We start from the raw sequence: 16,994 nt of genomic DNA, 5'->3' as shown, positions 1-16,994 counted from the left end.
CGGTAGCGCTCGTCGCCGAGGCGCCCGTCGGTCCCCCGCCGGCCCCGGTTCCCGCGGTGGGGGCGCCGGTGCGTGTCGCCTCCCTCAACCCGATCGTTCCGGCGCCGGAATGGTTGGACCCGATCCCCGAGGGGTTTGAAGAGGAACCGCAGAGCGACGCCGGCGCCGCGACGCCGCGGACCTACGTCGTCGCCCCCGGCGACACGCTCTCCGGCATCGCGGAGAAGGCCTTGGGCAGTCACCGCAAGTATCACGCGATCTACGACGCGAATCGCGACGTGCTCGCCAGCCCGGACGCCTTGAAGGTCGGCATGACCCTGCGCATCCCGGACGCGACGACGCTCTAACGCGTCTCCGCAGCCCGCTGGGCATGCGGATGGGCCGCGTCGTAGGTGTCCTTCAAGCGTGCCGTCGAGACGTGCGTGTAGATTTGGGTGGTGGTCAAATTGGCGTGGCCGAGCAACTCCTGCACGCTCCGCAAATCCGCTCCGCCGTCGAGCAGATGGGTCGCGAAGCTGTGCCGCAGGGTGTGCGGGCTAGTCTTCCCGTCCAGTCCGGCGACTTGAATGTGCTTGTCCAGCATCCGGGCGACGCTGCGGGTCGTCAGCCGCGTGCCGAACCGGTTGAGGAACACCGCCGCGTGATCGTCCTTCGTGCCCTTCGCCGAAACGGTCCGCACCGCGAGCCACGCATCCAGCGCCCGGGCGGCGTGCGAGCCGATTGGGCTGATACGCTCCTTCTTGCCCTTCCCGCGGACCCGCAGCACGTCCGCGTCGCGGTCCCAGTCGTCAAGGTTCAGCCCGGCGAGTTCCGCCACACGCAGGCCGGCCGAGTACAGCGTCTCCAGCATCGCCCGATCGCGTTTGCCGGGTTTGGTGTCCGGGTCCGGCGTCTCCAGCAGAATCGCGGCCTGTTCCGCGGTGAGGAAATGCGGCAGTTTCCGCCCGGCCCGCGGCGTCCGCAGGGCTTTCGCGGGATTGCTGGTCACCTCGCCGCGACGCTGCAGGAAGCGGTAGAAGCTCCGCAGACAGGCCAGTCGGCGGGCGACGGTGCTCTTCGCGTAGCCGCAGGCGTGCAGGTAGGCGACGTACTCCCGCAACACCGCGACCGTCAGATCGCCGGGCTGAGCCGCGGCGCCGGCCGGCAGCGTGGTGCAGGCTTCGGAGAGGAACTCCAGCAGGCTCTCGAGATCCTCGCTGTAGCCCTTCACCGTGTGCTCGGAGCTTTGTTTCTCGACCGTCAGATGACGGAGAAACAGGTCGATCGACTCGTGCATAAAATCGTCAGTAAGCCCGATGCGCGAGCGAGGAGAGTGGCGTGGCCGTTTGTTCCGCAGCCGAATCACGAGTCGGACGTCACCCACCTCGCTTGCGCTGCGGGCTCACGGGGTGCGGTCTCACCCTTCCCGGACGCGCTCCGCTAATAGCGCCGCGTCGTCGACGGTGAGGGAGAGCGACGGGTCCGCGGCGTGGGCCGCCAAGCGGGCGAGGCAGTCGGCGGCTCGATCGGCACGGAAGAGGTAGATAAACCGTTCCTCCCCGCGTGTGAGGGCGACCAGTCGCTTGCCCGCGACGGGCGTGGCGACCGTGGGCGGGGGCGTCTCCGGCAGGCCGAAGTTCCGACGCGGGCGAGTCAGCATCAACGGTCCTCCGCCTTCCGGTCCGAGGGTGGTCCGGGGAACCCCATCGGCCGTGACGGCAGACGAAACGCACCGCGACGCCCCAAGGTCCGGTTGGGGGAGCGGCCTTGCTCGGGCTCAACCGCCGGGCTTCACGCAGCGCCGGTTACTTGCAGCACTCCGGGCAGCGCAGGATGTACTCCCGCTCCGCGAGGCCGCCGTGGAGTTCGAGCATCTCCTGGATGCTGCGCCGGCAGCAGAAGCGGATGAAGTCTTCGCTGCGGTTCAGCTGGGCCTCCCAGCCGCCGCTGCGGAGATCGCCCGAGAGAGCCCGCCGATCGCGGAGGGCGGCGGCGACGTCTTCGTCGGCTCCGTCGTACAACCGCACGTAGCTCATGTACGGCAGCGGCGCCGGCGGGCGGACGGAGACCGGGGCGCCGGCGAGGGGGGCGTCCGCCAGGTCGGGGCTTTGGGCGCGAAAGAGATCCGCCGCCCCGCGGACTCCTCGCTTCCAAGCAGGCGTTTCGCATTCGACGGCTTCGCCCAATGCACGGCGCGCGCCCGGTTCGACGGTCGGGCCGGGGGAGAAGATCGCGGACTCGCGGGCGTACCAGGCCGTCTTCAGCCCCACGCGCGGCGGGTAGTAGGGCGAATAGTCGGTGACGGCCCCCACGACGATCGAATCGGCGCCGATCAACTGGGCCAAAGCGACCGCCTCCGCGGGGTCGGAGGGATCCAACCCGCTGGTTTTCATCGCGACTTCGACCACCCCCACCGGAACGACCTCGAACCCGGGCACCTGCTGGAGTTCCGTGGCGTAGGCCAGCGCGAACCGACGGCCGTCCGCAGCGCGTTCGGCGGAGAGATTCAGAAACGGGGCGACCGCCACCACGGGGAGGTTCGGCGCCGGGTTTACGACCGAGGTCTGCACGATCAGGCAGCCCGGCAGCGCGATCGTCAGCGAGAGCAGCGCTCCCGCGACGACGTTCAGGCGGCCCGTCGCGCCGGTTCTCCGGCGCCGGGAGGCGCATTGTCGGCGTCCATGTTGCGGGCCGCGTGCATCAGGTCGGCGAGGTCCGCACTGACCGTCACGGGTTCGTCCGCAAAGTCGCACAGCCAGACGCGGCCCTCGACATGCTCCTCCGTCGGCACGCCGCACGCCCCAAGCAGATCGCCCAACGTGACGGTCACCGAGGGCGGCTGGGACTCCACCGCGTAGGGCGAGTCCGGGCCGGCGAACAGACGAAGCGTGGGCGGCATTCAACGACATCGCGATACGGACGGCGGGCCGGACTCCGCGTAGACTGATCCAGGCTGACTGAACCAGGCCGCACGGTCGGTTCACCTGTCATCGGTCCCGCGACCGGCACAGGTCCACCCCGGGCGGCGCCCGAACGTCGGAATCCTGCATCGCTGCACGGGATTCCGGGGCCGCCCCCACCTCCGGCCTATGGAACGCGGCTCCTCGGCCCGCGTTCGTAGACCGATCCGGTCGCGGCCGCTAGTCTCCCGCGCGCCGATCTTTCGTCCCACACCAAGCACCGCCTCCCGATGCCCGTCGCCACGCCCGCCCAGTACGCCCAGATGCTCGACGCCGCCCAGGCGGGCGACTACGCGTACCCGGCGGTCAACATCACCAGCCTCGTCACGCTCAACGCGGCGCTGAAAGGCTACGCGGACGCCAAGAGCGACGGGATCATCCAGGTCTCCACCGGCGGCGGGAAGTTCGCCAGCGGGCTGAACGTCGGCGACAACGTGCTCGGTGCCATCGTGCTCGCCGAAGCCTGTCACAAGCTGGCGGAGCGGTACGACATCTTCGTCGCCCTCCACACCGACCACTGCCCGCCGGACGCGGTCGATAGCTTCCTCAAGCCGCTGATCCAGGCCACCGCCGATCGCCGGGCCGAGGGCAAAGGCAACCTGTTTCAGAGCCACATGCTCGACGCCAGCAACCTGCCGCTGGAGGAGAACATGGCGCTCTCCAAGGAGCTGATGAAGCTCTGTGCGGAGCAGGAGATCATCCTCGAAGTCGAAGCCGGCGTGGTCGGCGGCGAAGAGGACGGCGCCTCCGGCTCCCACGACACCCCGGCCGACAAGCTCTACACCACGCCGGAGGACATGCTGGCCGTCTATGAGGCCCTCGACGGGCTCGGCCGGTACATGTTCGCGGCGACCTTCGGCAACGTGCACGGCCACTACAAGCCGGGCAGCGTGAAGCTGAAGCCGGAGATCCTCAAGCAGGGGCAGGACGCCGTCGTCGCCAAGTACGGCGAAAAGGCGATGTTCGACCTCGTCTTCCACGGCGGCAGCGGCACGGCCAAGGAAGAGCTGGAAGAAACGCTGGCCTACGGCGTGGTGAAGATGAACATCGACACCGATACCCAGTACGCCTTCACCCGCCCGATCGTCGGGCACATGTTCCAGAACTACGACGGCGTGCTGAAGGTCGACGGCGAGGTCGGCCTCAAGAAGGCCTACGACCCCCGCAGCTACCTCAAGAAGGCCGAGGAGGGCGTCGCCGCCCGCCTCACCGAGGCCTGCGAGCACCTCCACAGCACCGGCAAGACGATCTTCAAGAGGTAGTTTCGCCTGGCTGATCGCCACTCAACGCCAGCGTCCCGGACCCTCCGAGGGTCCGGGACGCTTCGCTGCGCCGAGAAGCGACCGGGCTCAGGCGCGGCCCAGCCGATAGATCTCGGTCAGCAACGTCTCGACGGTCCGTCCCTTCGCCCCGGCCTCGCGAGCGGCTTCGACCTTTTTGCGGGCCTCGACCTGCGAGTGGCCGAGGGCGACCAACGCTTCGACCGTCTCCCGCTCCACATCGGTCTTCGGCGATTCGCCGTCCGGCAGGTCGCGTTCGGGCATCAGGGCGAAGCGGGTCATCTTGCGACGGAGCTTCGCCACGATCCGTTCCGCCATCGCGGCGCCGATGCCGGGGAGCGTGGTGATCTCCTTCACGTCCTGCTCCTCGATCGCCGCGGCGACCTCCCGCACCGGGCGGACCATCGCCCGCAGGGCTTTCTTCACGCCCACGCCGTCGACGCTGCACACCAGCTCGAAGAACTCCCGTTCCACCGGCGTGAGGAACCCGATCAGCCGCGGCGTGAGCCGGCCCTTCTGCGGGTTGCCTTCGATGAACTCGATCGTCCGCAGCGTGACCTCTTCGCCCCGCTTCGGGCCGAGCTGACGGCGGACGAAGTCCGGGACGTAGACCTCGTGTTCGACGTACCCGCATTCGAGGTACGCCGCGGTCTCGGACAACTCGGTCAGGCGACCGGTAATTTTCGTGATCATACGGGGATCATAGGGTCGAGAGTGCCGCGGACCGTTTCCGTCGAAGCATCAAGACCAAGAACTCAAGAACCAGATTGACGTGCAATCGTTGACGCCTTGGTTCTTGAGTTCCTGGTCTTGGAATTTCCCCCTCACGCGGCCGCGGCCCGCAACTGCCCGAAGACGCACAGGGCGGCGGCGGCGGCGTCGGCCACGTCGTTCGGTTCCAGCACGTCCTTCAGTCCGAGTTCCGTGCTGACGGAGCGCTGCATCTGAGCCTTGTCCGCCCGCCCGTTCCCGCAGGCGCGGGCCTTGATCGCCGTCGGGGCGAGCGATTCGACCCGCACCCCTTCCTCGCCGGCCGCCAGCAGGATCGCGCCGCGGCAGTGGGCGAGCTTCAGACTGCTGGAATAGTTGCGACCGTGGGCGAACACCTGTTCGACGGCGATCAGCCGGGGGAGAAACTCTTGGATCAACTCTCGCACGCCGCCGCCGATCTCCGCGACGCGGGCGGCCAATGGATCGCTGGCCTTCGACTTCAACACGCCGCCCTCGACCAGCCGGGGGCCGCGGGGGGTGAGTTCGAGGATCGCGTACCCGGTGCGATTTAGCCCGGGGTCCAATCCCAGACAGCGCGGCGGAGGCGCTTGCGGCAGCGTGAGCACGGTGCGGAGCACGCTCATCGGTCGTCCCTCGTCAGCAGCACGACGGCATCCGCGACCAGGGCTTCGCCGCGGCCGACTGGGCCGACGGCTTCGCCGCTTTTCGCCTTCACGTTAACCGCCTCGGCGTCGACGCCCATCAGCTCTGCCAGCCGGGCGGCAATCGGCGCTTTGAACGCGCTCAGCTTGGGCCGCTCCGCGTGGACGGTGCAATCGAGGTTCCCCACCCGCCAGCCGCGCTCGGCGGACCGGCGGACGGCTTCCCGCAGAAAATCGGCGCTGTCGCGGCCGGCGTTCTCCGCGGCGGTGTTCGGAAACAATTCGCCGATATCCCCCGCCCCGCAGGCGCCGAGAATCGCATCGGTGACCGCGTGGGCCAGCACGTCGGCGTCGCTGTGTCCGACGAGGTGATAATCCGCGGGAACTTCCACGCAGCCCAGCATTAACGGCTTCGCTTCGCCCGTAACACCAGCGTTCGGAGCGGTGCGGTGGGTGTCGTGCCCGGCGCCGACGCGGTACGGCGGCGGGGCGGGAGGCGACATGGGTACAGTTCTCGGAGCGAACGCCGACCGATCGAGCGGCGAACCGCGGACACTAGTCCTCGCCCGCACAACCGACAAGATCGGCCGCGACGCCGTCCCCCGCATTCCGCCCCGCGTCGCTCCCCGAGGGCAGGAGGATCACCGGGGGTCCGAAAGGTCCCCGTTGACCGCTGCCGCCCGCCGGATCTAGCGTCGCCGCGGTATGCGCCTCCCCCCGTCCCGCCGTCGTTCCGCCCACGTCGCCCGCAGCGTCGTCGCGGGGCTGGCCGCGATCAGCGGGTGCGTCTCGATCGGCGGGTGTTCGCTGTTCAATCAGCCGGTCGGAGCGTTGTTCACCAGGCCGGTCGCCGCCTTCACGCCCGGCGACGAGTATGACGAAGACGATCCGCCGATGCGGGGCCCCTTCCGGCCGGTCATCGATCAAATCGCCCTGGAAGTGCTGCTGGTCGAGCGACCGGCGGACGACCCGCTGCTGGGCCGGGCGTTGTGGGATTCCGTCGGCGAAGTCGGCGCGGTAGACGCCGACCGGGCCGAACGCCTGCGGGCCGCGGGGTTCCGCGTCGGGGTGGCCAGCGCCGACCCGCCCGAAGCAGTGCGGGCGTTGATCGAGCGTCGGGAGACGATCGGCGCCCCCCTACCCGGCACGCGGTTGGGCAACGACGAACGGACCGACGGCGTGAGCATCCAGCGGGTGCCCCTGCGGGCCGGCGGCGAAACCGCCCTGCCGACCGCTCCGTCCCCCGGCGAGTTGATCGTGGTGACGCCCGCGAGCGGCGACCGGCCGGCCCGGACGGAATCGTTCGACACCGCCACCGGTTCGATCCGGGTCACCTCCCGGGCGCCCCAGAAGGGATGGGTCACCTTTGAACTGACCCCAGAAATCCATCACGGTCCCACCGCGATGCGGGCGGCGCCCGGCGCCGCGGGGTTGGAGACCTCGCACGGCCAGCGGGTGCGGGCCTGGCCGGATCGCTCGTTCGAGGTCACGTTGACCGTGGGCGACAGCATCATCCTCGGTCTGCGGAATGACGCCGCCCCGGACAGCCTCGCCGCCGCGATGCTCGCTGCGGAAAAGGACGGCCACGCCACCGACCGCGTGCTGGTCGTGCGGCTCGCGGACGTGCGACAGATCGAAGGCCGGAGTTCCAAGCGGTAGAAATCGCGACGTTTCCTACGTGCCCCAGCGGGGCATGAGGTCGCGATCGATTCCGAGTTGATCGACGATGCGGGCGACGACGAAGTCGACCAGGTCGTCCACCCCCCGCACCCCGTGATAGAAGCCCGGCATCGCTGGCAGCAGTACGGCGCCGGCGGCGGCGATCGTTTGCATGTTGCCGAGATGAATCGCCGACAGCGGCGTTTCCCGCGGCACGACGATCAGTTTGCGACGCTCCTTGAGGTGCACCGCGGCGGCCCGGTGGATCAGGTTCGAACACAGTCCCCCGGCGACGCTCGCCAGCGTGCCCATCGAACAGGGGCAGATCACCATCCCGCTGGTGCGAAACGACCCGCTCGCCGGCCCGGCGGACCAGTCGACATGCCGATGCACCGTCAGTTCCCCGCACCCCGACGGCGCCGCCTCCGCCGATTGGTCGGACCACGGGAACCGCATCGCGAACAGGGATTCGACATCAAGCGTCGCCGGCGCCAATTCGAGTTGCAGTTCATCGCGAAACACCTGCACCGCCGCCGGACTGAACACCGCATGTACGTCCCGCCCCGCGGCAAGCAGCGTTTGCAGCAAGCGAACGGCGTACGCGGAACCGCTTGCCCCGGTGACGCCGACGACGAGGGGGGCGTCGCTCATCCCGCGCTCCGTACCAGCCCGACACGCCAGCGTCGGTCCTCGGGACAAACGCTCAAAGATGAGACGAGACGCGAACGACGCACGGCCGACGCTGGCGCGTCGGGCTGGTAGACCTCCCTCATCGTTTCCTCGCCGTATAGAACGTCGCGGCGCCGAAGCCGAGCGGCTTGAAGGAGCACTGCTCGAAGCCGGCTTCGCGGAACAGGTCGCACAGTTCCTCGCCGTCCGGGAACACCGCGGCGCTGGCGGGCAGGTAGTCGTAGGCGCTCTCCGGGTTCCCCGCCAACCAGCGGCCGAGACGGGGCACGACGCCGCGGAAGTAGAGTTTGAACAGCGGGGTGAGGATGGGGTTCGTCGGCTTCGACGTTTCTAGAATCAGCAGCAGACCGCCCGGCGCCAGTACGCGGCACAGTTCCTTCAGGCCGACGCGGGTGTCCGCGATGTTTCGCAGGCCGAAACCGACCGAGACCGCGGTGAACGTGTCGTCCGCGAAGGGCAACGCTTCGCCATCGCCCTCGACCCAGGCGATTTCCCCGCGTCGATCCTTACGGAGGGCCTGCGTGAGCATCTGATGGGTGAAGTCCGCCCCGACCACCCGCAGATCCGGTCGGCCCCGCTTCAGCGCGGACCGGCGGAGGGCGAACGCGAGATCGCCGGTTCCCGTGCAGCAGTCCAGCGCCGGTCCGGCGCCGACATCGGCCTGAGCGATCAGCCGCCGCCACAGCACGTCCAACCCGCCGGTCATGACGTGATTCATCAGGTCGTAGCGACCCGCGATCGCCCCGAACATCCGCTGGACGCGGTCGGTCGATTTGTCGATCGGGGGAGCCGAATCGGCGGCTTCGACGGCGGAGGGAGGAAGAGTCGCGGGCATGGGCGTCGGATCATCCGCGATTCCCGCGGTCGCTTCACCTCCCCCCGGTTACTCCGCCAGTAACTCGTCCCGTTCCCGCTTCGTCATATCGAGATCGAACATCAGATACTTGATATCGAGCCGAAGCTGCGACAACGCCTCCTGCACGACGCCGAGGATCCGACGGCGGCGGCGAACGCTCTCCACGACCTGGCTGAACGGATCTTCGAGGTCCGTCTGGTACTCCGGCGGCAGGGCGGCGATGCGACGAGCCAGTTCGACCAACTCGTTCGGCAACTCGTCGTCGTGACGGGGCAGACGGCTGCGGGAACTGATCACGGTATCGGACCGGCGGGGGGATCGGGCGGAATCAGGGCGATTCCGAGCAGAGTGCGATCGCCGGTCCGTCGCCGGTCGCATTCGTGTGCTATGCGAGATGCTCCCCCGGCGATGGTGGGTCTGTCAACGGGCTGGCCGCCGGCGTGCGTGGCGCCGGGGAAAGCCGCCGGTCTCGCCGGCGCCATCGGACGGGTCGCTGGGCGGGAGCGCGGCCGTCGGGGTGGGGGAGAAACGGGCGCCTCCCAACGCCGGTCGCGACGAGCGGTCTTCCCCCGAACGGTCGATCGGATCTAGCTTCGCCGCGGACCGCCGGCGCCCGCGGTTCGCCCGTCCTCCGCGGCCGACCCGCCGTGCGACGCCCTCCCCCCCGACCGCCGTGCTCATGCGTCGTCGCGATCCCCGCCCTCGGCCGGTTCTGCTCGCGGCCGTCGTGGCCGCAGGCATGCTGGCGGCATTCGACGTCGCTATCGACGTCGCCGTCGCCCAGCCGCCGGTCGAACTGGAGATTCCGGAGGAGACCGAGGGCGCCGACGAACCGGAGCCGAAGTTCTTCATCGATCCCTGCGAGGCGGACTGCGCGGAGAACTGGCAGGCCACGTCGCCGGGCGATGTGGCGGCGGCGCTGGTGCAGCATGTGCCCACGGACGGCGTCGGCGCCCCCGGCTGTGCACAGGCGGAGTGGGTCCGCACCCCGCCGGACGCGTTGCTGCGATTCGATCGGCCGGTTCCTCGCTCGGCGGCGCTCGACGAACTGACCGCCTCGCTGGCGGTTCGCACTCCCCATCGCTGCGCCGCTGCGGTGCGCGTCACCTTTCCGAAAGCGGTCGATCCGGCGACCGGGCTGCCGCCGACGGCGTGGGTCGCCGGCCGCCCCGTCCCGGCGTCGGATCCTCCGGCGTGGCAGACGCTTTCCGCGGGCACCTCCGAATCCTCGCTGAACGATGCGAAGCGTCGCGTGCGGTTGTCGCTCGGGCCGGACTCGGTTCGGGACGGCGAATCGGTGGATCTCACCGGCGCCTTCGTCGACCGCGCCGGCGTGTTTCTCTGGACCGACGGCGGATATGGCGGCCGGGCCGGGGTGCAGGTGGACGACCTGCGGGTCGGTCCGCTGGCCCCCCCCGAGGACTTGGAAGACGGCGCGACCGCCGGCCTCTATGACGCCCCGAAAGCGGAGCGCCGGATGGTCGTCAACGGCGGCCGGGTGACCCTCGACGGAGAGCCGTTCTTCCCCCGGCTCACGATGGACTTCGGCGTCGAGCCGCTCATGCTGGCCGGGTCCGGCTTCAATCTCATTCAGGTGATGGACTGGCGCGATCGCGATCTGCTGGAGCGCATCGCCGCGGCAGACATCGGAGCGGCCGTCCAGCCGCCCAGCCCCGGCGAGGCAGGCGCCGGGCCCGCGGATTTAAACGCACCGGCCGATGCGGGACTCGCCCCGTTCGGACCGGGGACCGATCCGATTTGGCTCTGGAACCTCGGCCCGCGGATCCCCGGAGAGACCGCTTGGCTGGAAGCGACCGCCGCCTGGGTCGACGCGGTTCGCTCCGCCGACACGGAGCGCGATCGCCCGATCCTGATCGGCGTGACCGGGTCCGAACGCGCCTACTCCCGCATCGCGGACCTGCTGGGCGTCAGCCGCATGGTGCTCGGGACGGCGTTGCCGTTGTGGGAGCACACGGCGCTCCTCCGCGAAGTCGCCGACCGCAAAGCACGGCCCGGCGAACCGTTGTTCACCTGGCTGCAAACCGCCCCGCACGGTCGCACCGCCGCGGCCCGAAAGGCGGCCGGTCTGGAGCCGGCGATCCTCGAACCCGAACTGATCACGCGGCAGGCGCTGGGCGCGGTCGCCGCCGGGGTGAAGGGCATCGGCTATTGGACGACCGAGCCGCTGGACGACGCGACCCCCGCCCGCACGGAGCGTCGGCTCGCGTTGACGCTGACGAACCTGCAACTCGCCGCGGTCGAGCCGATCCTCGCCGCCGCGACGAAGGTCGCTCCGCTGCGGATCATCCCCGCGACCAGCGGCGACCCGCGGGCGGTCAATCGCACGCGACGCGGCTTCGGCACGGCGACGAATCTGCTCGTCGGCAATGCGATCGGCAGCGCTTCGACCCGGGGCGTGGGCGCCGGCGGCTCGGACGGATTCGGCGGGAGCTTCGGCCGCGTCGGGACGTTCGGCGAACCGGCGACCGCCGAGGATCAAACCGGCGCCTCCGACGCCCGCCCCGCCGGTCAGGCGACCGGCGCCCTGCTGAGCCACGAATCGGACCGCCTGATCGTCGGCGTCTGGCACGGCCTGAACGATCAATTCGTCCCCGGCCCGGCGCCGTTCACGTCGGCCTCGTTCACCGTGCCTGGCGCCCTGCCGACCGCCGCCGCGTGGCGGATCACCCCCACCTCCGTCATCAACCTCCCGCACGAGCAGGTCACCGGCGGGATGAAGGTCACGGTTCCGAACTTCGGCGACGGGGCGATCGTGCTCGTCACGCCGAACTTCCGCGGCGTCGATCATCTGCGGCGCCGCGTCGCCAAGCTGGCCCCCGCCGCCGCGACCGCGGCGGTTCAACTGGCCCGCCTGAAGCTGGAACGGACCCGGGAAACCGACGCTCGTCTGCGGCCCCCGGTCTTCGACGGCCGCTGGTTGGACGCCCACCTCCGCAGCGCCGAGGGGAAGCTGCTCGACGCGGAGCGGATGCTCAAGCAGCACGACTGGGACCGGGCGTACCGGGCCGCGAACCTATCTCGCCGCTTCACCCGCGCCGTGCAGCGGTCGCACTGGGATCGCCTCGCCAACGCCTCCAACCTGATCGATCAGCCCAACGGCAGCCCGCATCTGATCGCCTTCTCCACGCTGCCGGATCATGTGGCATTGGTGCACCGACTGTCGCAGACGGGCCGCGGTCGTCCAATCGCCCTGCTGCCGGCCTCCGAGCCCGCGCGCACCGCCGCTCTTCCCCTGCTCACTGACGAGGAGTTCCTCGAAACGACGCCGACTGACGAGCGGACGGACTTTCAAAAAATCGAATACCACGCGCCGGCCTCGGTTGAGGCTGCGGCCTACCTAATCGACGAAGAACTCCGACTGAGTGCTCGGACTAAGAACGGCTATAATCGCCCGTCGCTGCTGGACCGCGGGCTGGTAACGATCGAGACGCTCCCAGTCGACGTGCCGGCTGGCCACGCCGCAATCATCAGTGGGGAGGTGCAGATCACCGGTCGCATCACCGGGAACGGCGAAGGCGTCACCGTCCACGAAAGTTGGGCGGGAGGACTGGGCGGTCTCCGCTGGACGGGCGAGGAGGCCAGCTTCGAGGAGAAGGACACGAAGGGATGGACGCCGTTCATCCTCATTCGCTCGCTGCCCCCGGGGCCGGATCGGGAACCGGGGCCGAACCCGGACGGGTCGCGGCCGATCACGGTCACCTTCGGCCTGCACGGTTTAGGGTCCGCCCGTTTCCGCGACATCACGGTCGAAACGGTCCCCTACCCCGCGATTCCGGCCGTCGCACCGACGCCGGAGGAACCCGTCCCCGCCCCGATGCCGCGGTTGCTGGACCGCATCGGCGGAGCGTTGCGGCGGTTCTGAGCGAGGTTCGCGGAAAATACCAGCCCGATGCGCGAGCATCGGACGTGCGTCGTTCAACCGAACATCGCATTCCCGCCGGCTGCGACGACAGCCGACGCTCGCGCGTCGGGCTGGTACGGCTTCATTTCGCGGACGCCTTCTTCCGCTTCGGAGCGGCTTTCTTCTTCGCGGGAGACTTCTTGGCGGCCTTCTTGCGACCGCGTTTGCCGCCGCCCTTCGCCTCCTTCTCCGCGATTAAGCGGACCGCCTCGTCCATCGAAACGTCCTTCGGATCGGCGTCCTTGGGCAGCGTGGCGTTGATCTTGCCGTGCTTGATATACGGGCCGTATTTGCCCTCGAAGATCTGCACCGGCTTGCCGTCCTTGGGGTGCTCTCCCAAGTCGCGCAGGGGGTCCGGAGCAGCCCGTTTCTTCGACGCCTTCAGCATCGCCTCGGCGACCTCCAACGTCACGTCGAACACGCTGTAGGCCTTGCCCTCATGCTCGTAGACGTGGGTCTTCTTATCAAAGTTGCCGTACTTCTTATTATGAAGCACGTACGGACCGTACGGACCGACGCCGACCTTCACGACGAGGTTGTCCTCACTGTGGTGGCCGAGGCGACGCGGCAGCGCCAGTAATGCCGCGGCCTGCTCGGCGGTGATCGCGTCCGGTTCGATAAACTTGGGAATGCTGGAGCGTTTCGGCTTCGGCATCTCGTCGGTCACCTCGCCGAGCTGCACGTAGGGGCCGTAGGGGCCGCTTTTGACGTACATCTCCAATCCTTCCTCCGGGTGCACGCCCAGCGATTGCGGACCGCGGCGCTTCTCCTCGATTAATTTCTCGGCGAGTTCGTCGTTGAGGTCCGCCGGGGCGATATCCGCCGGGAGGCTCGCGGTGAACTTCTCGCCGTCCAGCTCGGCCTCGAAGTACGGTCCGTAGCGACCGACGCGAACGTCCGGGGTGACGTTATCCAATCGCAGGGTGCAGGCGTCCCGGGGGTCGATGCTTTCCTCCTTGGACTTCACCTGCTGATCGAGCCCTTCGACGCCCTTATAGAACTTCTCCAGATACGGCAGGCGTTTCCCTTTGCCGTCGGCGATCTCGTCCAGTTGGTTCTCCATCTGGGCCGTGAATTGATAATCGACCAGATTGGGGAAGTTGCGTTCCAACAACCGATTCACCGCCAGCGCGGTGAAGGTCGGAACCAGCTGGTTCCCCTGTTTCTCCGCGTAACCGCGGTCCTGAACGGTGGAGAGGATGCTCGCATAGGTACTCGGTCGGCCGATGCCCTCGGCTTCGAGACGCTTCACCAAGCTCGCCTCGGTATACCGAGCCGGCGGCTTCGTCTCGTGTTTCACAGCCTCCAGCGGGACCGGTTCCGGGCCGGGCAGCAGGGCGAGCGAATCGCCTTGGGCGAGCTTCGGCAGGAGGGAATCCTGATCGTCGAGCGCCTCGGCGGGGTCGTCGGACCCTTCGACGTAGGCCCGCAGGAAGCCGGCGAAGTCGATCCGCTTGCCGGTCGCCCGGAAGGTCAGCGGGGTCGCTTTGTCGCCGCCGGTCGGGGCGGCGTCGATGAGGACGGTTTGGAAGGTGAACTTCGCCTCGGCCATCTGGCAGGCGACGGTCCGCTTCCAGATGAGGTCGTACAGCTTGCCCTCGGCCCCGGCGAGGCCCAGTTCCTTGGCCGTCTGCATCTTCGTGCCGGCGGGACGGATGGCCTCGTGGGCCTCCTGGGCGCCCTTCGACTTCCCGGTGAACTTGCGGGGGGAGGGCGAGAGGAACTTGTCGCCGTAACGCTTCTTGACCGTGTCCCGGGCGGCGGTGGTCGCCTCGCCGGACAGGTTCACGCTGTCGGTACGCATGTAAGTGATGTGACCGTCTTCATACAGCCGCTGGGCGGTCTGCATCGTCCGGCGGGCGGTCATGCCCAGCTTGCGGTTCGCCTCCTGCTGAAGGGTGCTGGTGGTGAACGGCGGGTACGGCTTCCGCGTGCTTTGGCGCTCCTCGACGCTTTTGACCGACCAGTTCGAGCCTTTCTTGAGGACGTCCGCGATGCGGGTCGCTTCGGTCTCGTCGAGGTGGGTGACGTCCGCGGTCGGCTTCAGGCGGCCGGTGCTCTCGTCGAAGTCCCGACCGGTGGCGACGCTCTTCCCGGCGGCTTCCGTCAGGGTCGAATCGATGCTGATCTCGTCCCCGCTCTTGGCGAGCCGGGCGCTGAGATCCCAGTATTCCGAACTGCGGAAGGCGAGGCGTTCCATCTCCCGCTCGGTCAGCATCCGCACGGCGACGCTTTGCACGCGGCCGGCGGAGAGGCCGCTGCTGATCTTCTTCCACAGCAGCGGGGAGAGCGTGTAGCCGTACAACCGGTCGAGAATCCGGCGGGTCTCCTGGGCCTCGACGAGGTCCGTATCCAGCTTGCGGGTTTGGCCGACCGCTTTCTGGATCGCGTCCTTGGTGATCTCGGAGAACACCATGCGCTTCACCGGCACCTTCGGCTTGAGCAGTTCGATCAGGTGCCAGCCGATCGATTCGCCCTCGCGGTCTTCGTCCGTCGCGATCAGGAGTTCTTTGGCGCCCTTCATGGCGTCCTTCAACTCCGTCACCCGCTTTTTCTTGTCGGCGGAGACGATGTAGAGCGGCTCGAAATCTTTGTCCGTGTTGACGCCGAGGGTCGCCCAGGGCTCGCCCTTCACCGCCTTGGGCACCTCCGCCGCCTTGCCGGGCAGGTCGCGGACATGGCCGAAACTGGCCAGCACCTTGTAGCCCGAGCCGAGAAACCCCTGAATTTTCTTGGCCTTCGCCGGGGACTCGACGACGACGAGAGTGTGACCGGCCAAGAGGTTCGTCCTTGAGTTGGGAGCCGCATCCGGGGGAGCGGAGCGACGGGCGATCGGGGCAATGGGCGTGATCGGGACGTCGACAGCCTTGTGGGGCCGAAACGGGCGTCCTTATCATGCGCCGCTTCGGACCGCTCCGGGCGACGCGTCTTTCGATGCGCCCCCCCGACGACGGTCCGGCGGGGCGGCATCGTTAGGCCGGCCCGAATCGACTGTCAAGCACCGCCGACCACTTCCCCGGAATCGCCCCGATGTCGACTCCCCCGCCGCGTGCGGTGCGGGTCGTCGTCGCCACGGCGCCGCCGCACGGACTGCCCCAAAGGCTCACATGGCCTCCCCGTTCGAGATTTTCCGCCGCAACCAGTGGCTCGTCGTGGGCCTGTTTGGGCTCAGTATCTTCGCCTTCGTCTTTATGGACTTCCTCACCCCCGGCAGAGGGGGCAACGAACTGTTCCCGATCCTGCTGGGCGTGCTGCTGGGCGGGATCGCCGCCTGGTTGATCTCCAACACCACCGGGCGGGCCGCCGTGATGTGGGCTGCCGCCGGCGCCGTGGCCGGCGGGATGTTCGTCGGATTGTCCGGGAACTTCTTCGGCGGGAACGTCGCCGTCCCGACGAACGAGGGCGGCCTCTCCCAGACCGACCTGAACGAACTGGGCGACCGCAATCGGATCGCCAACCAGTTCTTCGCCAGCCTGCGGAGTACGCTCGCGGAGCGTGAGGACGCTCCTGAAGGCCTCGCGGACACCCCGCTGCCGAACTTCAACTACACCGGCGTGCGGCCGGACCCGCAGTTGCCGTTCCGCCAGATCCCCAACGTCCTCGGGGCCCAAACGCCGCGTGAATACGGACTCGTCTTCGCCCACCTGTTGGGGGAGGAAGCGGACGACGCCGGGATGGAAGTCTCGAACGACCGCGTCAACGCCCTCATCAACTCCCACTTCGGAATTTCGCCCACGCGGAACGAAATCCGCGACATTCGCACGAAGATGGGCGTCGGCGAGACGGATCTGTTCGACGCGATCCGCGGCGAGATGCGGCACCGCGACATGTATTCCCTGCTGCTGCCCAGCCCGACGTCCCTGCCCACCGACGCCTGGGAGCTGTACCGCAAGCTGAACCAGACGGCGAACGTGGCGTACGTCGAACTGCCGGTCGAACAGTTCGTCGCGGAAGCGCCCGAACCGACCGAGTCGCAGGTCTCCGAACTGTTCGATGAGTACCGCGATCAGCAGCCGAACCCCGTCACGAAGCTCGGCTTTCTGCGTCCGGCTCAGTTGTCGCTGGGTTACCTGAAGACGGAGCGCGAAGCCGTGGCGGAGACCGTCCCCGAACCGACGGACGCCGAGGTCGATGCGTTCTACGAGGCGAACCGGAACACGGAATTCCGTAACCCGCGGTACGACGCCTGGCTGATCGATCAGCAGGAACAGAGAACGCGTGACGAGGTGGACTCCGCGTTGGACGGCATGACGCCCCCCGCCCCCAGCCCCGGCC

The 16,994-nt window shown here is 68.5% G+C and carries 16 protein-coding genes; 5 read left to right on the top strand and 11 right to left on the bottom strand.

What is annotated here, in order from left to right; translation table 11 throughout:
• Positions 1-347: LysM peptidoglycan-binding domain-containing protein (locus tag LzC2_RS14780; protein ID WP_171188349.1), on the top strand; the 347-nt coding region annotated here is incomplete at its 5' end.
• Here the strand turns inward: LzC2_RS14780 and xerC are convergent.
• The 4 genes from xerC to LzC2_RS14760 form a co-directional block, all read right to left on the bottom strand.
• Positions 344-1,276 (bottom strand): tyrosine recombinase XerC, encoded by a 933-nt coding sequence (xerC, locus tag LzC2_RS14775; RefSeq protein ID WP_171188347.1) that lies wholly within the window; start codon positions 1,274-1,276, stop codon positions 344-346. The two genes, LzC2_RS14780 and xerC, sit on opposite strands and share 4 nt — an antisense overlap.
• A 120-nt stretch (positions 1,277-1,396) precedes the next feature.
• Complete coding sequence (locus LzC2_RS14770; RefSeq protein WP_171188317.1) at positions 1,397-1,639, bottom strand: hypothetical protein; 243 nt, start codon at positions 1,637-1,639, stop codon at positions 1,397-1,399.
• A 145-nt stretch (positions 1,640-1,784) separates the two neighbouring features.
• Positions 1,785-2,549 carry a hypothetical protein gene (locus LzC2_RS14765; RefSeq protein WP_171188345.1) on the bottom strand — a complete coding sequence of 255 codons (765 nt, stop codon included), beginning with the start codon at positions 2,547-2,549 and terminating at the stop codon, positions 1,785-1,787.
• A 56-nt stretch (positions 2,550-2,605) separates the two neighbouring features.
• The gene (locus LzC2_RS14760) at positions 2,606-2,878 is read right to left on the bottom strand and encodes a hypothetical protein (protein ID WP_171188343.1); all 273 of its coding nucleotides are present in this window, start codon (positions 2,876-2,878) and stop codon (positions 2,606-2,608) included.
• Between the two features lie 291 nt (positions 2,879-3,169).
• Here LzC2_RS14760 and fbaA point away from each other — a divergent pair, with 291 nt between their 5' ends.
• The gene (gene fbaA / locus LzC2_RS14755; protein ID WP_171188341.1) at positions 3,170-4,201 is read left to right on the top strand and encodes a class II fructose-bisphosphate aldolase; all 1,032 of its coding nucleotides are present in this window, start codon (positions 3,170-3,172) and stop codon (positions 4,199-4,201) included.
• 87 nt (positions 4,202-4,288) lie between these two features.
• On the opposite strand, the gene ruvA is transcribed toward fbaA, so the two are convergent.
• The 3 genes from ruvA to ispF form a co-directional block, all read right to left on the bottom strand.
• Entirely contained in the window at positions 4,289-4,912 is a 624-nt protein-coding gene (ruvA, locus tag LzC2_RS14750) for a Holliday junction branch migration protein RuvA (protein ID WP_171188338.1), read from the bottom strand.
• A gap of 131 nt (positions 4,913-5,043) precedes the next feature.
• Complete coding sequence (locus LzC2_RS14745) at positions 5,044-5,574, bottom strand: crossover junction endodeoxyribonuclease RuvC (protein ID WP_171188336.1); 531 nt, start codon at positions 5,572-5,574, stop codon at positions 5,044-5,046.
• The gene (gene ispF / locus LzC2_RS14740) at positions 5,571-6,095 is read right to left on the bottom strand and encodes a 2-C-methyl-D-erythritol 2,4-cyclodiphosphate synthase (RefSeq protein WP_171188334.1); all 525 of its coding nucleotides are present in this window, start codon (positions 6,093-6,095) and stop codon (positions 5,571-5,573) included. The genes LzC2_RS14745 and ispF overlap by 4 nt, the downstream gene beginning before the upstream one ends.
• 202 nt (positions 6,096-6,297) lie before the next feature.
• Here ispF and LzC2_RS14735 point away from each other — a divergent pair, with 202 nt between their 5' ends.
• The gene (locus tag LzC2_RS14735) at positions 6,298-7,251 is read left to right on the top strand and encodes a hypothetical protein (RefSeq protein WP_171188332.1); all 954 of its coding nucleotides are present in this window, start codon (positions 6,298-6,300) and stop codon (positions 7,249-7,251) included.
• Positions 7,252-7,266: 15 nt separating this feature from the next.
• Here LzC2_RS14735 and LzC2_RS14730 read toward each other — a convergent pair whose 3' ends face one another.
• From LzC2_RS14730 to LzC2_RS14720, 3 genes are all read right to left on the bottom strand, one after another.
• Positions 7,267-7,902: a flavin prenyltransferase UbiX gene (locus tag LzC2_RS14730; protein ID WP_171188330.1), complete on the bottom strand. Its 636-nt coding sequence runs from the start codon at positions 7,900-7,902 to the stop codon at positions 7,267-7,269.
• 118 nt (positions 7,903-8,020) lie between these two features.
• Entirely contained in the window at positions 8,021-8,776 is a 756-nt protein-coding gene (locus LzC2_RS14725) for a class I SAM-dependent methyltransferase (RefSeq protein WP_171188327.1), read from the bottom strand.
• A 48-nt stretch (positions 8,777-8,824) separates the two neighbouring features.
• A complete protein-coding gene (locus LzC2_RS14720) occupies positions 8,825-9,091 on the bottom strand; it encodes a transcriptional regulator (protein ID WP_171188350.1) in 267 nt (88 codons plus the stop codon).
• Between the two features lie 385 nt (positions 9,092-9,476).
• Between LzC2_RS14720 and LzC2_RS14715 the strand changes: the two genes are divergently transcribed.
• Complete coding sequence (locus tag LzC2_RS14715) at positions 9,477-12,680, top strand: hypothetical protein (protein ID WP_171188325.1); 3,204 nt, start codon at positions 9,477-9,479, stop codon at positions 12,678-12,680.
• A gap of 121 nt (positions 12,681-12,801) precedes the next feature.
• On the opposite strand, the gene topA is transcribed toward LzC2_RS14715, so the two are convergent.
• On the bottom strand, positions 12,802-15,498 hold the full coding sequence (topA, locus tag LzC2_RS14710) for a type I DNA topoisomerase (RefSeq protein WP_171188322.1): 2,697 nt from the start codon (positions 15,496-15,498) through the stop codon (positions 12,802-12,804).
• A 328-nt stretch (positions 15,499-15,826) separates the two neighbouring features.
• Here topA and LzC2_RS14705 point away from each other — a divergent pair.
• Positions 15,827-16,994: hypothetical protein (locus tag LzC2_RS14705; RefSeq protein WP_171188319.1), on the top strand; the 1,168-nt coding region annotated here is incomplete at its 3' end.

Source organism: Alienimonas chondri (assembly GCF_013036045.1).
Lineage (GTDB): Bacteria > Planctomycetota > Planctomycetia > Planctomycetales > Planctomycetaceae > Alienimonas > Alienimonas chondri.
The sequence above is the reverse complement of the archived record's forward strand: the minus strand, read 5'-3'. Positions and strand labels throughout refer to the sequence as shown.